The 14,078-nt window shown below is 72.2% G+C and carries 15 protein-coding genes and 1 tRNA gene; 5 read left to right on the top strand and 11 right to left on the bottom strand.

The features are described 5' to 3' along the window. Positions 1-12: 12 nt before the first annotated feature. From ACFQQJ_RS11900 to ACFQQJ_RS11870, 7 genes are all read right to left on the bottom strand, one after another. Positions 13-987 carry an alpha-ketoacid dehydrogenase subunit beta gene (locus ACFQQJ_RS11900; RefSeq protein WP_377106743.1) on the bottom strand — a complete coding sequence of 325 codons (975 nt, stop codon included), beginning with the start codon at positions 985-987 and terminating at the stop codon, positions 13-15. After that, positions 984-2,111, bottom strand: coding sequence for a thiamine pyrophosphate-dependent dehydrogenase E1 component subunit alpha (locus ACFQQJ_RS11895; RefSeq protein ID WP_377106741.1), 1,128 nt, complete (start codon positions 2,109-2,111; stop codon positions 984-986). Before ACFQQJ_RS11895 ends, ACFQQJ_RS11900 begins: the two co-directional genes overlap by 4 nt. Before the next feature lie 196 nt (positions 2,112-2,307). After that, positions 2,308-2,799, bottom strand: a complete 492-nt coding sequence (locus tag ACFQQJ_RS11890) for a hypothetical protein (protein ID WP_377106740.1) — start codon at positions 2,797-2,799, stop codon at positions 2,308-2,310. 153 nt (positions 2,800-2,952) lie between these two features. Beyond that, entirely contained in the window at positions 2,953-4,053 is a 1,101-nt protein-coding gene (locus tag ACFQQJ_RS11885) for a mannosyltransferase family protein (protein WP_377106738.1), read from the bottom strand. Beyond that, entirely contained in the window at positions 4,050-5,399 is a 1,350-nt protein-coding gene (locus tag ACFQQJ_RS11880; protein ID WP_377106736.1) for a glycosyltransferase family 87 protein, read from the bottom strand. The genes ACFQQJ_RS11885 and ACFQQJ_RS11880 overlap by 4 nt, the downstream gene beginning before the upstream one ends. A 9-nt stretch (positions 5,400-5,408) precedes the next feature. Further along, entirely contained in the window at positions 5,409-7,574 is a 2,166-nt protein-coding gene (locus tag ACFQQJ_RS11875; protein WP_377106734.1) for a transglycosylase domain-containing protein, read from the bottom strand. Further along, the gene (locus ACFQQJ_RS11870; RefSeq protein ID WP_377106732.1) at positions 7,567-7,986 is read right to left on the bottom strand and encodes a DUF5318 family protein; all 420 of its coding nucleotides are present in this window, start codon (positions 7,984-7,986) and stop codon (positions 7,567-7,569) included. Before ACFQQJ_RS11870 ends, ACFQQJ_RS11875 begins: the two co-directional genes overlap by 8 nt. 167 nt (positions 7,987-8,153) lie before the next feature. Here ACFQQJ_RS11870 and ACFQQJ_RS11865 point away from each other — a divergent pair. Then, positions 8,154-8,226, top strand: a tRNA-Ala gene (locus tag ACFQQJ_RS11865). Between the two features lie 185 nt (positions 8,227-8,411). Further along, entirely contained in the window at positions 8,412-9,227 is an 816-nt protein-coding gene (locus tag ACFQQJ_RS11860; protein WP_377106731.1) for a DUF1206 domain-containing protein, read from the top strand. Here the strand turns inward: ACFQQJ_RS11860 and ACFQQJ_RS11855 are convergent. Both ACFQQJ_RS11855 and ACFQQJ_RS11850 read right to left on the bottom strand, forming a co-directional pair. Beyond that, positions 9,199-9,948: a phosphatase PAP2 family protein gene (locus tag ACFQQJ_RS11855; RefSeq protein WP_377106730.1), complete on the bottom strand. Its 750-nt coding sequence runs from the start codon at positions 9,946-9,948 to the stop codon at positions 9,199-9,201. The genes ACFQQJ_RS11860 and ACFQQJ_RS11855 overlap by 29 nt on opposite strands. Further along, complete coding sequence (locus ACFQQJ_RS11850) at positions 9,945-10,829, bottom strand: phosphatase PAP2 family protein (protein ID WP_377106729.1); 885 nt, start codon at positions 10,827-10,829, stop codon at positions 9,945-9,947. The genes ACFQQJ_RS11855 and ACFQQJ_RS11850 overlap by 4 nt, the downstream gene beginning before the upstream one ends. 173 nt (positions 10,830-11,002) lie before the next feature. Between ACFQQJ_RS11850 and ACFQQJ_RS11845 the strand changes: the two genes are divergently transcribed. After that, on the top strand, positions 11,003-11,419 hold the full coding sequence (locus ACFQQJ_RS11845; protein WP_377106727.1) for a hypothetical protein: 417 nt from the start codon (positions 11,003-11,005) through the stop codon (positions 11,417-11,419). Positions 11,420-11,447: 28 nt separating this feature from the next. Here ACFQQJ_RS11845 and ACFQQJ_RS11840 read toward each other — a convergent pair whose 3' ends face one another. Both ACFQQJ_RS11840 and ACFQQJ_RS11835 read right to left on the bottom strand, forming a co-directional pair. Then, positions 11,448-11,573 (bottom strand): hypothetical protein, encoded by a 126-nt coding sequence (locus ACFQQJ_RS11840; protein WP_377106726.1) that lies wholly within the window; start codon positions 11,571-11,573, stop codon positions 11,448-11,450. Between the two features lie 15 nt (positions 11,574-11,588). Further along, a complete protein-coding gene (locus ACFQQJ_RS11835; RefSeq protein ID WP_377106725.1) occupies positions 11,589-12,659 on the bottom strand; it encodes a hypothetical protein in 1,071 nt (356 codons plus the stop codon). A gap of 74 nt (positions 12,660-12,733) precedes the next feature. On the opposite strand from ACFQQJ_RS11835, the gene ACFQQJ_RS11830 reads away from it, so the two are divergent. Then, the gene (locus ACFQQJ_RS11830) at positions 12,734-13,144 is read left to right on the top strand and encodes a hypothetical protein (protein ID WP_377106724.1); all 411 of its coding nucleotides are present in this window, start codon (positions 12,734-12,736) and stop codon (positions 13,142-13,144) included. A 285-nt stretch (positions 13,145-13,429) separates the two neighbouring features. Then, positions 13,430-14,074, top strand: coding sequence for an RNA polymerase sigma factor (locus tag ACFQQJ_RS11825; protein ID WP_377106722.1), 645 nt, complete (start codon positions 13,430-13,432; stop codon positions 14,072-14,074). The last annotated feature ends 4 nt before the right edge of the window (positions 14,075-14,078 follow it).

The following is a 14,078-nucleotide window of genomic DNA, read 5'->3' as shown; positions in this document are numbered from 1 at the left end:
TCCGAGATCCCCTCAGTGGGCCAGTGATCGGTCGACGGCGTCCAGCACCCGGTCGAGGTCGGGCAGGTAGCCATCCTCCACCCGGCTCGGCGGGTAGGGAAGGTCGTAGCCGGTGACCCGCAGCACAGGCGCCTGGAGCTCGTAGAAGCACTCCTGCTGGATGCGGGCGGCCAGTTCGGCGCCCAGTCCGAGCGTCCCGACCGCCTCGTGCACGACGACCGCGCGCCCGGTGCGCCGCACGGACGCGAAGACCGCCTCGTCGTCCAGCGGCGAGAGCGAGCGTAGGTCGACCACCTCCAGCGAGCGGCCCTCCTCCGCGGCGGCCACGGCGGCCTGGACGCAGGTGCGCACCATCGGGCCGTACGTGAGCAGGGTGGCGTCCGTGCCGGGCGTGACCACGCGGGAGGAGTACAGCGGGAGCGGCTCGGCCTCGACGTCGACCTCTCCCTTCTCGTGGTAGCGACGCTTCGGCTCGAAGAAGATCACCGGGTCGTCGTCGGCCACGGCCTGCTGGATCATCCAGTACGCGTCCAGCGGGTTGGACGGGGTGACGACCTTCAGGCCGGGCGTGTGCGCGAAGTACGCCTCCGGCGACTCGCTGTGGTGCTCGATCGCACCGATCCCGCCGCCGTAGGGGATGCGGACGACCATCGGCACGCCGAGACGGCCGTGCGAGCGGAACCGCATCCGGGAGACCTGCGAGACGATCTGGTCGAAGGCGGGGTACACGAACCCGTCGAACTGGATCTCGACGACGGGACGGAAGCCGCGCAGCGCGAGCCCGACAGCAGTGCCGACGATGCCCGCCTCGCCCAGGGGCGAGTCGATCACCCGGTCCTCGCCGAACTCGGCCTGGAGGCCCTCTGTGATCCGGAAGACGCCGCCGAGGCGGCCGATGTCCTCCCCGGCCAGCAGCACCTTCGGGTCGTCCGCGAGGGCCCTGCGCAGGCCGGCGTTGAGGGCCTTGGCCATCGTCATCGTGCTCATCGGGCCTCCTCCGCGAAGGACGCCTCGTAGGCGAGGTACTCCTCGCGCTGGCGGACGAGCCGGTCGGGAGTGGTCGCGTACACGTTGCGCCACTGGTCGGCCAGCTCGGGTTCGGGCAGCGCGAGGCAGCCCGCCCGCAGCCGCTCGGCGAGGGCCTCGGACTCCGCCGCGAGGTCGTCGAGCCAGGCCTGGTCGATCGCGCCCGCGGAGAGCAGGTAGGACCTGACCCGCGCGATCGGGTCCCGCGCGCCCCACTCGCCCTCCTCGTCGCGGGTGCGGTACTTGCTGGGGTCGTCGGACGTGGTGTGGGCGCCCATGCGGTAGGTGAAGGCCTCCACCAGCACCGGCCCGCCGCCGCGGCGCGCGTGCTCCAGGGCCCACGTGGTCACGGCCTGGACGGCGAGCACGTCGTTGCCGTCGACGCGGACGCCGGGGAACCCGAACCCCGCGGCACGCCGGTACAGCGGGATCCGCGACTGGAGCGAGGTGGGCTCGCTGATCGCGTACTGGTTGTTCTGGCAGAAGAACACCACCGGCGCGTTCGCGGAGGCCGCGAACACGAAGGCCTCGTTCACGTCGCCCTGGCTCGTCGCCCCGTCCCCGAAGTAGACCACCACCGCGCCGTTGGCCGCGGCGTCGTCGTTGCCCACCCGGTGCTCGCGCTGGAGCGCCATCGCCATCCCCACGCCGTGGAGGGTCTGCGTGCCGATCACGAACGAGTACAGGTGGAACCCGTCCGGACGTGAGGGCCAGTCGACCATGTCGGTCCCGCGGAAGGTGCCCAGCAGATCGATCGGGTCGACCCCCAGGCACCAGGCCACGCCGTGCTCGCGGTAGGACGGGACGACCAGGTCGGGGTCGCGCGTGGCGCGGGCCGAGCCGATCTGGGCGGCCTCCTGGCCCAGCAGCGGCGGCCACAGGCCGAGCTCGCCCTTGCGCTGGAGCGCGGTCGCCTCGGTGTCGATCCGCCGGGTGAGCACCATGTCGCGCAGGTGGGCGGCGATCTCGGCGTCCGTGCCGGTGAAGGCGAAGTCGGGGTGGTCGACGCGGCGTCCATCGGGAGCGAGCAACTGGACGGGGACGTCGCCCGGGTCCGTCGCGGTCGTGCCTGCGGGCTCGGTCAAAAGGGTTCTCCTCGGTGGCGTGGGCTCCGGCAGCACCCAATAACTTACGGTTACGTAACCAAAGGTGTCAATCGCCGGCCCGTGCCGTGACACGCGCTTCGTGCCCTGGGCTGGGGAATTCCGGGCAGTCCGGATCCCCCAGCCCGGGGAGCGAGAGCCGACCCACGGAGTGGACCGGCCCGTCGCTCCCGGTCGCTCAGCGCCCCTCGGGTCGCGTGGCGTCCTCGGGCCGAAGGACGGGCTGCTGCCCGCCCGCGGCGTACCCGCCCAGGTCGCCGCTCGCCGCACGCTCCTGCCCGCGCGCGGCCCGGTGATCGACCCCGGCGTCCTCCACCCGCCGCGGCGTCGAGCCGGCGGACGGGTCGAGCCGGGCGGCGTTCTCCAGGTCGGCCTGTGCCGCGCGCCGGGCGCGCTCCGCGTCCTCCGCCCGGTCCCGCGCCTCTCGCTCGAGTCGCTCGGCCTCCATGCGCGCCCGTTGGGCATCCGCCTGCTGCCGGGCCGCCTCGGCCGCCTGCTCCCGCGCCCGCAGCTCGGACTCCTGTCCGCGGTTCGCCAGCTCAGCGGCCTTCTCGGCCCTGTGGGCTTCCAGCCGCGCCCGGTTCCGCCTCCCCAGCGCCATGGCGAGGCCGAGCACCACCGCGACCACCACCACCGCCACGACGATCCACACCAGCGTGTTGTTGTCCATCCGGTCCTCCCAGTTCCCTGACGGCTGCGTCGCCGTCACCAGAGGAAGTACCCGCACGGGGCCCGTTCGCGCACCCGGGGCGCCCGTCCCCCTTCATTCCTCTAGCGATGAATTCAGGTCAGCAGCGGCGCGCCCGCCACACCGGCACCCGTCTCAGCTCGCCCAGCGGCCGGTGAAGAACAGCCACGACCAGACCGCCTGCACCACCAGCGCACCGGCCACGGCAAGGCCGATGAGCACCGCCCGCCAGGTGGGCAGGCGACGACGGCTCTCGGCCAGGCGTCCCAACAGCATCCACAGCGGGAACCACAGCAGGACGGCACGGTTCACGCTCATGAACCAGTACGAGGTCGCGAAGGCCAGCACCTGCAGGCCGACCCAGGTGGCCTCGGCCCAGCGCCGCTGGACGAGGCAGATCGCCGTCACCAGCAGTCCGACCACCATGCTCACCAGCTCGGCGAGGAACACCCACTGCCACTCCGGGTGGTCGGCGTACGCGCCGGGTTCCAGCACCTCGAGCGTGTGCCGCAGCGAGTCCCACGGCCACGCGAAACCCCGGGCCCACCCCGAGGCCTGGGCGTCGAACCACGCCGTCCAGCGGCCGGTGACCGAGAACAGGTAGCCCACGTAGGCCGCCACCACCGACACCGGCAGGGCGAGCCACAGCAGCCGCCGTCCACGCTCCCGCGACGACCCGGCCTGGGTGAGCGCCAGCACGGCCAGCGCTGCGATCAGGAACAGCCCGGACACACGCACGGACGCCGCCAGCGCTGCCAGGACGGCCGCCGCGCCCCACTGCTTCGCCGTGGCCCGCTCCCATGCCCAGAAGGCGGCGGCGCAGAACAGCGACTCCGTGTAGGGCACCAGCGTGAAGACCGCGGTGGGCGCGAGGAGCCAGGCGATCGCCGCCGGCGCCCCGGCGAGCCGGTGGAGGGCTGCCGCGGCGACCCCGGACGCGGCCAGGGCCAGCAGCACCCCTGCCCACAGCGCCGGCAGCCCCGTCAGCGAGGCCACGCGTACCAGCAGCGGCCAGCCGGGGAAGAACGCGATCGAGTTCGGCTCCGCGTAACCGTTCTCGGCGATGCCGAGGTAGTGCGCGACGTCCCAGTTGCCGAGGACGTCGCCGACCGCGCGATGCTCGGCCAGCATCACCCACACGGCGACCACGACCATCACCAGGCGGGTGCCCACCCACGCCTGCACCACGAGTCGGGCGTCGGCGACGGGAGCCGCCCGGCCGGCGCCGCGGGTCACGTCGTGGCCGGGACGCGGACGAACCGCCGCACCCAGGCGGCGTCCGGCGCCTCGTCGAGCACCCCGCCGTCCGGGTCGTCCCTTCCCCCTGCGCGCACGACGTCGCGGGACGGGTCGACCATGTCGCGCACGACGCGCGCGCACAGCCACAGCTGGACGGCGACGCGCAGGAAGACGGCCGCCCAGTACAGGCGGTCCTGACCGGCACCGTTGGCCAGGCCGTGGTCCAGGTGTCCCCAGATCGCCGCGAAGTACGCGGTCTCCGCGAGGCTGAAGGCGACCCAGTCGACCAGCCGGGGACGGGCGAGCACCAGCAGCGGGAGCAGCCAGAGCACGTACTGCGGGGAGTACACCTTGTTCACGATCAGGAACAGGGCGACGATCAGGAACGCGCCCTGGGCCAGCCGCGGGCGGCGCGGCATGAGCATCAGCAGTGCGCAGATCGCGATCGTGCCGACCACCATCAACGCCGCCTCGAGCCTCGAGACCGACGCGATCTGGATGTCCATCAGTCCCAGCACGTACCAGATCGAGCCGAGGTCACCGCCACGCTCGACGTTGAACGTCCAGAAGTTCAGCCACCCCTGCGGCGCCATCAGGTAGACCGGGAGGTTCACCGCCACCCAGGACGCGGCCGCCCCGGCGTAGGCGAGCAGCAACGGCTTGATGCGGTTGGTGCGCACGCACAGCACCGTGAGCGGGATCAGCAGCAGCGCCGGATACAGCTTCGCCGCGACGCCGAGCCCGAGCCACACCCCGGCCCAGACGGGCGCGCGCCGCGACCACGCCAGCAGGCCGAGGGCGGTCAGCGCGAGCACGAGCGCGTCCCAGTTGATCAGTCCCGCGGTCCAGATGGCCGGGGAGATCGCGATCAGCAGCGCGTCCCAGGGACGGTGCATCTGGAGGTGGGCCCAGACCAGGACGCCCATCAGCACGAACAGCAGCACGGCCGTGATGCCGAAGAACAGCTGCGTGGCGTGGGCGACCTCGTCGCCGCTCAGCCCGGGGCGGCTCTGGCCGCCGAACGCGAGCACGAGGCGGCGCGAGAACTCCATGAACGCCCCGGTGAGCACGGGGTACTCCAGGTCGGTCTGGAGGAACGGGATCTGGCCGTCCTTGAGACCACGCCAGTAGTAGAGGACGGGGATGTCGGAGTAGCACATCCACGGCAGGTACTGGTTGGAGGTGTTCTGGCAGGGGATCTGCCGCACCATCACGATCAACCACGAGACCGTGAGGGCGAGGTACGTCCACGGTGCCGGGGAGAACCACAGCCCACCGGGCCGGGCGTGGCGACCGAGCGGGCCGCCGAGCACTCTCGACAGCACCGGCCCTGGGTTGCTCACCCCGTGATCCTAGGGGCCCTTGGCGGTCGGATCGCCCGGTTTCGCCTCGGTGGCCGTGGGCGAGGTGGTCGGCGTCGTCGTGGCGGTCGGCTCGGTGGTCGGATCGGTGGTCGGCGACTCGGTGGACGTCGGGACGTCGGTCGCCGTCGGGGTCGGTGTCGCGGTGACGGTCGGCGTCGGCTTGGGCTTCGGCGTCTGGGTCGAGGTGCGCGTGGTCGGCGGGTCGAACTCGAGCCGGTCCAGGCCGCGCATGGCCGTCTTCATGTACTCCAGCCAGGTCGACAGCGGGAACGTCGAGCCGAAGAAGTGCCGTCCCAGGTCGTCGGTGCCCTGGGGGCCCTTGACGTACATCACGGCCGTGGTCACCTGGCGGGTGTAGCCGACGAACCATGCGGCCACCATCTTCTCGCCAACGCCGTTGGGCGTCTTGTAGTACGCGGACCCCGTCTTGCCGGCCACCGGGTAGCCCAGCTGGGACGCGCGGTAGCCGGTGCCGTCCTGGGTCACCTTGGTCAGCGCGTAGGTGACGTCGGTGGCCACGTCGGCGTCGATGGTGAGCGTGCCCTCGGTGTCGGCGACGTAGCGGCTGTTGCCGTCGGCGTCGAACACCTCCTTGACGACGTGGGCGGTGTGCCGGATGCCCTGGTTGGCGAACGTGGAGTAGCCGATCGCCTGGTTCAGCGGGCTGACCTCGGAGTTGCCCAGCGGGATGCGGTTGCTGAGGTCCCAGTGGCCGTCGACCGGCAGGCCGGCGTCCTCCGCGGCGCGCTGCACCTCCGCCGGCCCGTTCGGGATCTGTGTCACGAGGTCGACGAAGGCGGAGTTGATCGAGTGCGTGGTGGCGTTCTGGAGCGTCACCGTGCCGTGGTTGCCGTCCGCGTTGTGCACGGGGACGGAGTCGCCCTTCGGCGTGAACGAGTTGCCGTTGAGCTTGTCGGTCAGCGTCCAGCCGTTGCGCAGCGCGGCGGCCAGCGCGTAGGTCTTGAAGGTCGAACCGGTCGGACGGGGGTTGTTCGCCCAGTTCCACTGGCTCTTCAGGAAGTCCGGGCCGCCGTACAGCGCGATCACGCCCCCGGTGGCGTTGTCGACGGAGGCGATCGCCGCGTGCAGCTGCTTGGCCGCCTTCTTCTTCCCGGCGGCGGCCTGCAGCGTCATCTTCTGCGCCGCGGCGACCGCTGCGTCCTGGGCGTCGGCGTCGAAGGTGGTGACGACCTTCAGCCCGCCGCCGGTGATCTGCTCCTCGGTGAAGCCGTTGGCCAGCAGTTCACGCTTCACCATGCTCAGCAGGAAGCCCTTCGGGCCGCCCCACTGCGAGTCCCGTGCCTGCTTCGGGAACTTCGGCAGGGAGTCGTAGATCTCGGCCTTCTCCGCAGCCGTGATCGCGCCCATCTCGACCATGCCGTTGAGGGTGTACTGGTACCGCTCCAGCAGGTCGGCGGCCTGCTTGTCGCCCTGCGCCGGGTCGAGGTTGCCCGGGGAGTTCACGATCGCGGCGAGGGCCACCGACTGGGCGAGGTCGAGCTTGGACGCGGGGACGTTGAAGTACGCCTGCGCCGCCGCCTCGATGCCGTAGGCGCCGCGGCCGAAGTAGACCGTGTTCAGGTAGCCCTCGAGGATGTCCTGCTTGCTCAGCGTCTGGCCCATCTTGGCCGCGAGCAGCAGTTCCTTCGCCTTGCGGGTGAAGGTCTTCTCCTGGGTGAGGTACATGATCTTGATGTACTGCTGGGTGAGCGTGGACCCGCCGCCGGAGGCGGTCACGTCCGCGGGGGCGAGGCCCACGACCCCGAGCGCGGCGCGGAACAGGCCGGACGCCGAGATGCCCGGGTCGGTCCAGAACGTGCGGTTCTCGGCCGCGACGATCGCGTCCTTCACGTTCTGCGGCATCGCGTCGTAGGGGATCGTCTGCCGGTTCTGCACCTGGTAGGAGCCGATCTTCGTCTTGCCGTCGGCGTAGTAGACGAAGGTCGTGTTCGTGCGGAAGTCCGAGTTGGGGTCGGGCAGCTTGATCGTCATGTACGCGTACGCGACCACGCCGGCCCCGATGACGCCGACGACGAGGAACATCGACAGGGTCCACAGCAGGATGCGCCGCCACAGCGGGCTCTTGCGCCGGCCCTTGCCGGTCGTGGTCTTCGTGGCGTTCCGCGTGCCGGCGGAGCGCTTGGGTTCAGCCATAGATGTCCTCGACGGTCCGCTGACGGCGGGGCGGGCGGCGCTTCACGCCGTCGCCCAGCAGGAAGGAAAGGATCATGTGGTTCCAGCCGCAGTCGACGCAGACCTCGACGACGCGAACCGTGAACTCGCCGTACTCGGACTGCATCTGCTCCAGTTCGGCGGTGGAGCGGATCCGTCCGGAGTACTGGCCCAACTGGTCGCCGAACACGTAGTGCAGGTTCACCAGCCGGGGGGCCGAGCAGATCGGGCAGGGCACGCCGGACTCCTCGCCGTGGTGCAGCGCGGCGCGCAGCAGCAGGGGGTCCGCGTCGCACACGTCGGTGCCGTCCAGGGAGCGGGAGGGACGCCGCAGCGCCTGCAGCGCATTGCGCCGCTGGAGGGCGTAATCCACCTCTTCCCGCTTCGACCACATGGCTTCAAGGGTAGATGGCGGACCCGAATTTCACGATTCGGACAGCGCCCGGCACGGTGCCCTGACCCTGGTCGTTGCCCCCTGACAAGGGCGGATGCCGGTTCCTGCCGGCGGGCGCCCCACGGTTTGGGAAGGGCCCGATCCGGATGCGAGAATGGGCGCCGCGCGGGGCATTAGCTCAGTTGGTAGAGCACCTGCTTTGCAAGCAGGGGGTCAGGGGTTCGAGTCCCCTATGCTCCACCCGTCGCCCCTTGTCAGGGGAGCAGTGCGACGATCCGTCCCCGGCGCGCCAGCGTCCGTCCAGCCGCCCCGGGGTCCCCGCCCGCCCACGCCGGCACGTGCGACGTCCGTGAGCTCACGCGGGCAGGTTCGGACGAGCCGTCCGCGGGGGTACTACTCCATCGCCGAGGAGATGGAGGGGCATCGTGGCAACATCGCAGCAGTCATCGGGAGCCGGAGGGGTCGCGGACGGGCTGTCCGACGTCGCACGGAGCGCGACGGACAACCGCGTGGTGGACCTGGGCGCGCGCGCCGGCTACGCCGTGAACGGCATCCTCCACCTGCTGATCGCCTGGCTCGGCGTGGGGGTCGCGCTCGGGCGGCACGACGCGAACGCCGACCCGTCCGGAGCGATGGCCGTCATCGCCGGGACGCCCTTCGGCAAGATCGTCCTGGTCGCGATCGTCGTCGCCTTCGCCCTCCTCGCCCTCTGGCAGGTCGGGGAGTGTGTCCGCGGTCCCGGGGCCGGTGACAGGGCCAAGGCCGCTGCCAAGGCCGTGGTCTACCTTGCCCTGGCCTCCGGCGCCGTCTCGTTCCTGACGGGCTCCGGCTCCTCCGGAGCGAACCAGGCCGGGGGCGCCACCGCCGCGCTGATGGACCTGCCGTTCGGCCAGGCGCTCGTGGTCCTGGCCGGCGTCGCCGTCGCCGGCGTCGGCGCCTACCACCTCCACAAGGGGTGGACGGAGAAGTTCCGCGAGGACCTGGCCGGCGCTCCCAGCCGCCTGACCGTCGTCGCGGGCAAGGTCGGCTACATCGCCCGCGGGATCGCCTTCATCGCGATCGGGGTCGGCGTCGTCGCCGCCGGTGTGACGCACCACCCGTCGAGGTCGCGGGGCCTGGACGGAGCGCTCCGCGACATGGTCGCCCTGCCCTGGGGGCCGGTGATCGTCCTTCTCGTCGCCGCCGGCTTCGCCGCCTTCGGCCTGTACTCCTTCAGCCGCGCCCGTCGGGCACGGACGTGACCGCGCGTCCGGAGGTCTCCGCCCCACCCTGTCGTTGCGGGGAGCCCGAGCGCAGGTACCACCACGCGATGAGCCCGCAGGCCACCCCGTTGACCACTCCCCACACGACGTCCGTCGGGTGGTGCATGCCGAGGTAGACCCGCGACCAGCCCAGCACCAGCAGGTAGACCGCGAAGGTGGCGACGACGGCCAGGCGGGCGGCGAGGCTCCTCAGCACGCACCGGAGGAAGAGGGCCATCACCAGCAACTGCGCTGTCGTCGCGCCCATGTGACCGCTGGGGAAGCTCGCCGTCGGCTGTCCGACGTCGAGGTGCGCGACGGCCGGGCGGTCCCTGGAGACGAGGGTCGAGGTGACGATGTGGACGAAGATGTGCAGGTTGAGCGCGACCAGAGGGAGCGTCACCAGCCACCACTGACGTGAGATCACCCACACGACCAGCATCGACACCACACAGATCACCGCGTTGCCGGTCACGCCTCCGATCGTCGACGCCGCGAGCGCCAACCCGTCGAGGAACGGCGTCCGGCCCGCCTGCAGGAGGCTGCTGAGCCGGTCCTCCCCCGTCCACACCGACAGCGGGGGGACGACGACGTAGCCGACCACCAGGCCGAGCCCCAGCAGCGCGAGCGCCGGGGGGGCCGCGCGCACGGCCAGGTCCCGGACGACGTCGCCGACAGAGGGCACCCGCGTGCCGGTGCGGTGACGAACCAGTGCGGTCATGGCTTCTCCTCCCGCTCGGGGCGGTCCTGTGGTGGTGCCGTCCGGCGTGGGGAACCCGCCGTCCCGGACCGCCGGGCGGCGGCCGGCGTCTCCTCCGGGGCTCCCGGCTCGAGGACCTTCGACGGCGCCCGGGCGGGCACACCCCCGTGTTCCGCGACGACCCGGTCGCGCCGGTCGAGCCGCAGCAGCACCCGGTGGACGGTGATGAGCAGCGCGAGCCAGGCGAGCCCGAACGCCCAGCCGAACATCACGTCGGTGAGCCAGTGATGGCCCAGGTACACGCGGCTCAGGCCCATCGCGATCGCCCAGAGCGCGCCGACGACCGGGGCGAGCACGTGCACCCAGAAGACCTTGGCCAGCCACCACGCGAGGTAGGCGAACGTGAGCGCGATCACGGTGCCGTTGAGGGTGTGGCCGGACGGGAAGGAGGGCGCGTGCTCGTAGGGGGGCACCGCGGACGAGAACGGCGGCCGCGTGCGTCCGACGAGCGTCTTGCCCACGGCCGTGAAGACCAGGGAACCGCTCGCCGCGACGCCGACCAGCAGGAGGATCGAGCGGCGTCGCCAGTGCGCGTAGAGGGCCGCGGCGACGGTGAGCGTGATGAACACCATCGAGGGGGTGTCGCCGAGATTGGTGAAGCCGGTCACGGCCCGCTCTCCTGCGGGGGTGCGCAGCGAGAGGGCGAGGTCCAGGGCGGGCTGGTCGAGGAGGCTGACGCCGTCGGCGTCCGCCACGGCCTCGTAGACATCCGCGCTCAGCATGATCAGGCCGGCGAACAACGCCGCACCGATGGCGGCGGTGGCCAGCAGGGCGGCGTTGGTGCCGACGTAGTCGCGGATCCGGCGCACCGCCCTCGCGACCGGTCCCTCCAGCGACGTCATGCGCGCTGTGCCCCCTCGTCCCTCACGGACGACCACTACCCCGTCCGCCGCCACCTCATGCCGTCCCCCCTCGCCGAGGGCCAGCCTTGTGGCCGAGGGCCGGCCCCGGTGTCGTGGCCCTGGACGACAAGGCTGGCCCTCGGCGGGGGGCGGGCGTGGACTAGCGTGGGTCCATGGAGATCCCGGACGGCTACATCGACGCCCTCACCGACGAGCTCGCACCCTTCGGCCTGGAGTTCAACTCGGTCACCACCAGCGAGGACGACGACGTCACCGCGGTGCTGTTCGAGGCGGACCCGGAGTCCTTCGTCCGCGCGTACCCCGGCCTGGGCATCGAGGAGTCCTACGGGGACGGGTGGCCGCCGGCCTGCCTCGACCTCTGGCTGAAGTTCGACCGGCACGGCGACCCCGTCGAGGCGGAGTTCGAGGTGTTCGACCTTCTCGCCTGGGCAGCGTCCGCGGACCCCGGGCTGCACGATCGCCTGAACGTCATGCACGACCCGTCCGACCACGCGGTGGCGGTGGGCGAGGCGCTGCGCCGCGTCCTCGAGCAGGAGTCCTCCGGCCCGGACGACGACTACCTGGACTGAACCTTCCGGCCGGGCCGGTGACGCCGCCTCAGCGGACGCGGTCCGTCCCGGCGGCCCAGGCCTCCGCGCTGGCGCGCGTGGAGTCCTTCCAGTACCACCACGCCAGCGCGGTGACGCCGGCAGCGACGAGGGTGCAGGAGATCAGGGTGCGCACGGGGCGAGCGTACCGCTAGCGGCCCGCCGTCGAGGTGGCGGTCGGACGCCCGTCGGCCACGCTGGTCGGCGAGCTGCCCGCCCCCGGTGAGGACGTCCCGCCCGGGGCGGGTGCGCTGGTGGACGCCGGCACCGGGCTCGCCGGTCCCATCGGCGTCGTGGAGCCGGCCACCGAGGTGTGCGGGGTCGACGTCACGGTCGCCGGGACGACCTCCGGCCCGCCGTCCGGAGGGAACGTGTCGGTGGCCAGCGCCGCGCGCAGGCGTGCGAGTGCCACCGGGTCGGCCACTTCGCCGAGGCTGCCGGGAACGGTCGCCAGCGGCCAGGTGAGCACCTCGCTGGCCTTCACCCGCGACTCCACCATCGTCAGGCGCACCTCGTCGCCGGTCAGTCCGGCGTCGACCGTGAGGCAGGGCGTCAGGGTGTCCATCACCTTGTCGAACCGGTTGGGGTCGGTGATCGCGACACCCATGCTGGCCCGCGCCAGGGTCGCGCGCAGCAGGTCCGCCGTCCAGGCCGAGCGGGTCAGGTCGTCGGGGGCGGCGTCGATGCGCTCGCGCACCTGGGCCCCGTCGAGACGCCCGCCGCCGAGGTCGACGCCGCCGAGGATGTCGACCACGCCGGCGAAGCCGTCCAGCCCGAGGTGCACCTGGTGGTCCATCCGAGCGCCGGTCAGCTGCTCCACGTCCTTCGCCGTGCGCAGCGGGTCGACCGCGTAGCTCGCGGCGAGGGTCTGGGACGTGCCGGGAAGCAGGTCGACGGGCAGCGCCACCAGGGTCAGGTCGCGGCGCGACGCGGACAGGTGCGCGATCAGCACCGCCTCCAGCTCACCGGCGGAGTCGCGGGCCATCAGCAGGTAGTTCACCGCGTTCATGCCGTCCACGACCACGGGTTCGGGCCGCCCGGGGTAGGCGCCCAGCGCCTCCGCGCGATCCAGGCCGTCCGCGGCGTCACCGATGCGGTTCAGGTAGACGGCCAGCAGGGCCGCGCCACCCACGGAGATCGCCACCACGCCGATGAGGACGCCGATGGCCAACCGCTCGACGAGACGACGCCCGGTCGTCCCGTTGTCGGTCATCGGATCCATCCACACCCCCTCACTCGGCGGGTCCCAGCCTAGGAGCCCCGGGCAACCGCCCGTGGCCGTACTAGCCTGAGCAGATGGCGGACGAGAGCCGACGACAGGCGGACGCGCGCCGCAGGCACGAGCTGGCGCAGGCGCAGGCCAACGCAGAGGCGCTGGCGGCCCAGGTGAAGCTGGACGGGTTCCTGCGCCGGCTGGCGGAGGCCGGCGCGACACCCGAGCCGCTCCAGGCAACGCTGCTGAGCGGCCAGCGGGTGAAGACCGGCCTGGTGGGCTGGTACCTCAACCGCGCGCGTACCCTCGCGGTGGCGCCCGACGGCCGCTACTTCCAGCTGGTGACCGCCGGCTCGACCTTCGCACGCTTCACGGGCGTGACGCCGTCCCCCATCCCGCCCACCCTCGTGATCGGGCGCGGAGGGCGGGACGGGGAGACCGGCGACCTGGACGAGTTCCTCGAGCGGGCGTTCGCCCACTACACGCGGGGCTGAGCAGCGGTTCCGCACCCCGGGACGGCCGTCGCGGGCCCCGGAATGGCACCAGGGGGCCGCTGGATATCCGAGCGTCCCCCTGGGCGATCATGAATGGCGGAGATCGGGCCGCCGGCCCCGAATGAGTACGTTCTCATGATAAGGCCGATCGAACGTTTCAAACAGCCTCCACGGCCGTTGTCACCCAATCGTTAGCGAACGTGCACATCCGCGCGTGCGGAGCCGACAACGTTGCACCCCTCCCGGGCAACACCCCGGGCAACACCCGCCCGGCAGGCTGCCCCGATGAGCGGACGGCAGGTGCTGGCGGCACTGAACGAGGAGTGGCGCGCGATACGCGCAGAGGCCGCGACGTCGTGGGCGGCCCGCGAGCCGGCGCTCACCGGCGCCCGGGACCTGGCGGACGTGCTCGCCCTCGTCCGCGACCGGCCCGACGAGGTCCTCGGCGCCCTGCTCCGGCTGGCGGCGGCCGGCGACCCGCGGGCGCACCGGGTGGTGTTCCAGGCCCTGCTCGGCAAGGTCGTACTCCTGTGCTCGCGACGTCCAGGAACGCTTCCCGAGGGCCTGTCCGAGCTCTGGTTGGCGATCGCGGAGTACCCGCTCGAGCGGCGTCCACGGGCGATCGCGGTGAACCTCGCCTGGGCCGTGCACCGGCGACTGCCTCGCCCGCTCCCCGCGCGCCCCTGGGGAGACCTCGACCCCGCCGGCGTCCTGCCCGACGGGCCGGACGCGGCGGCCACCCTCGGTGAGGCCCTGCGCCTCGGGCTGATCGACGAGCAGACCCACCGGACGCTGTGGACGGTGTACGTCGCGGGCCGCACGAGCGCGGAGGCAGCGGCGGTGCTGGGCACCACCCCCGAGCTGGTCCGGTGGCGGTGCTCGCGGGCCCTGCGCCGGTTGTCGACGCGGGCGGACCTGCTGTGCGCGTAGCCGA

This window comes from Propionicimonas sp. T2.31MG-18 (assembly GCF_964266745.1).
In the GTDB taxonomy this organism is placed as follows: Bacteria; Actinomycetota; Actinomycetes; order Propionibacteriales; family Propionibacteriaceae; genus Propionicimonas.
Note: the sequence above shows the minus strand (reverse complement) of the source record. Positions and strands in the feature narration are given on the sequence as shown.

Coding starts and splice junctions, on each gene's coding strand:
- ACFQQJ_RS11855 (WP_377106730.1), bottom strand. CDS start 9,948: ATGACCGCACTGGTTCGTCACCGCACCGGCACGCGGGTGCCCTCTGTC.
- ACFQQJ_RS11835 (WP_377106725.1), bottom strand. CDS start 12,659: ATGGATCCGATGACCGACAACGGGACGACCGGGCGTCGTCTCGTCGAG.
- ACFQQJ_RS11875 (WP_377106734.1), bottom strand. CDS start 7,574: ATGGCTGAACCCAAGCGCTCCGCCGGCACGCGGAACGCCACGAAGACC.
- ACFQQJ_RS11870 (WP_377106732.1), bottom strand. CDS start 7,986: ATGTGGTCGAAGCGGGAAGAGGTGGATTACGCCCTCCAGCGGCGCAAT.
- ACFQQJ_RS11825 (WP_377106722.1), top strand. CDS start 13,430: ATGAGCGGACGGCAGGTGCTGGCGGCACTGAACGAGGAGTGGCGCGCG.
- ACFQQJ_RS11900 (WP_377106743.1), bottom strand. CDS start 987: ATGAGCACGATGACGATGGCCAAGGCCCTCAACGCCGGCCTGCGCAGG.
- ACFQQJ_RS11890 (WP_377106740.1), bottom strand. CDS start 2,799: ATGGACAACAACACGCTGGTGTGGATCGTCGTGGCGGTGGTGGTGGTC.
- ACFQQJ_RS11850 (WP_377106729.1), bottom strand. CDS start 10,829: ATGACGTCGCTGGAGGGACCGGTCGCGAGGGCGGTGCGCCGGATCCGC.
- ACFQQJ_RS11845 (WP_377106727.1), top strand. CDS start 11,003: ATGGAGATCCCGGACGGCTACATCGACGCCCTCACCGACGAGCTCGCA.
- ACFQQJ_RS11830 (WP_377106724.1), top strand. CDS start 12,734: ATGGCGGACGAGAGCCGACGACAGGCGGACGCGCGCCGCAGGCACGAG.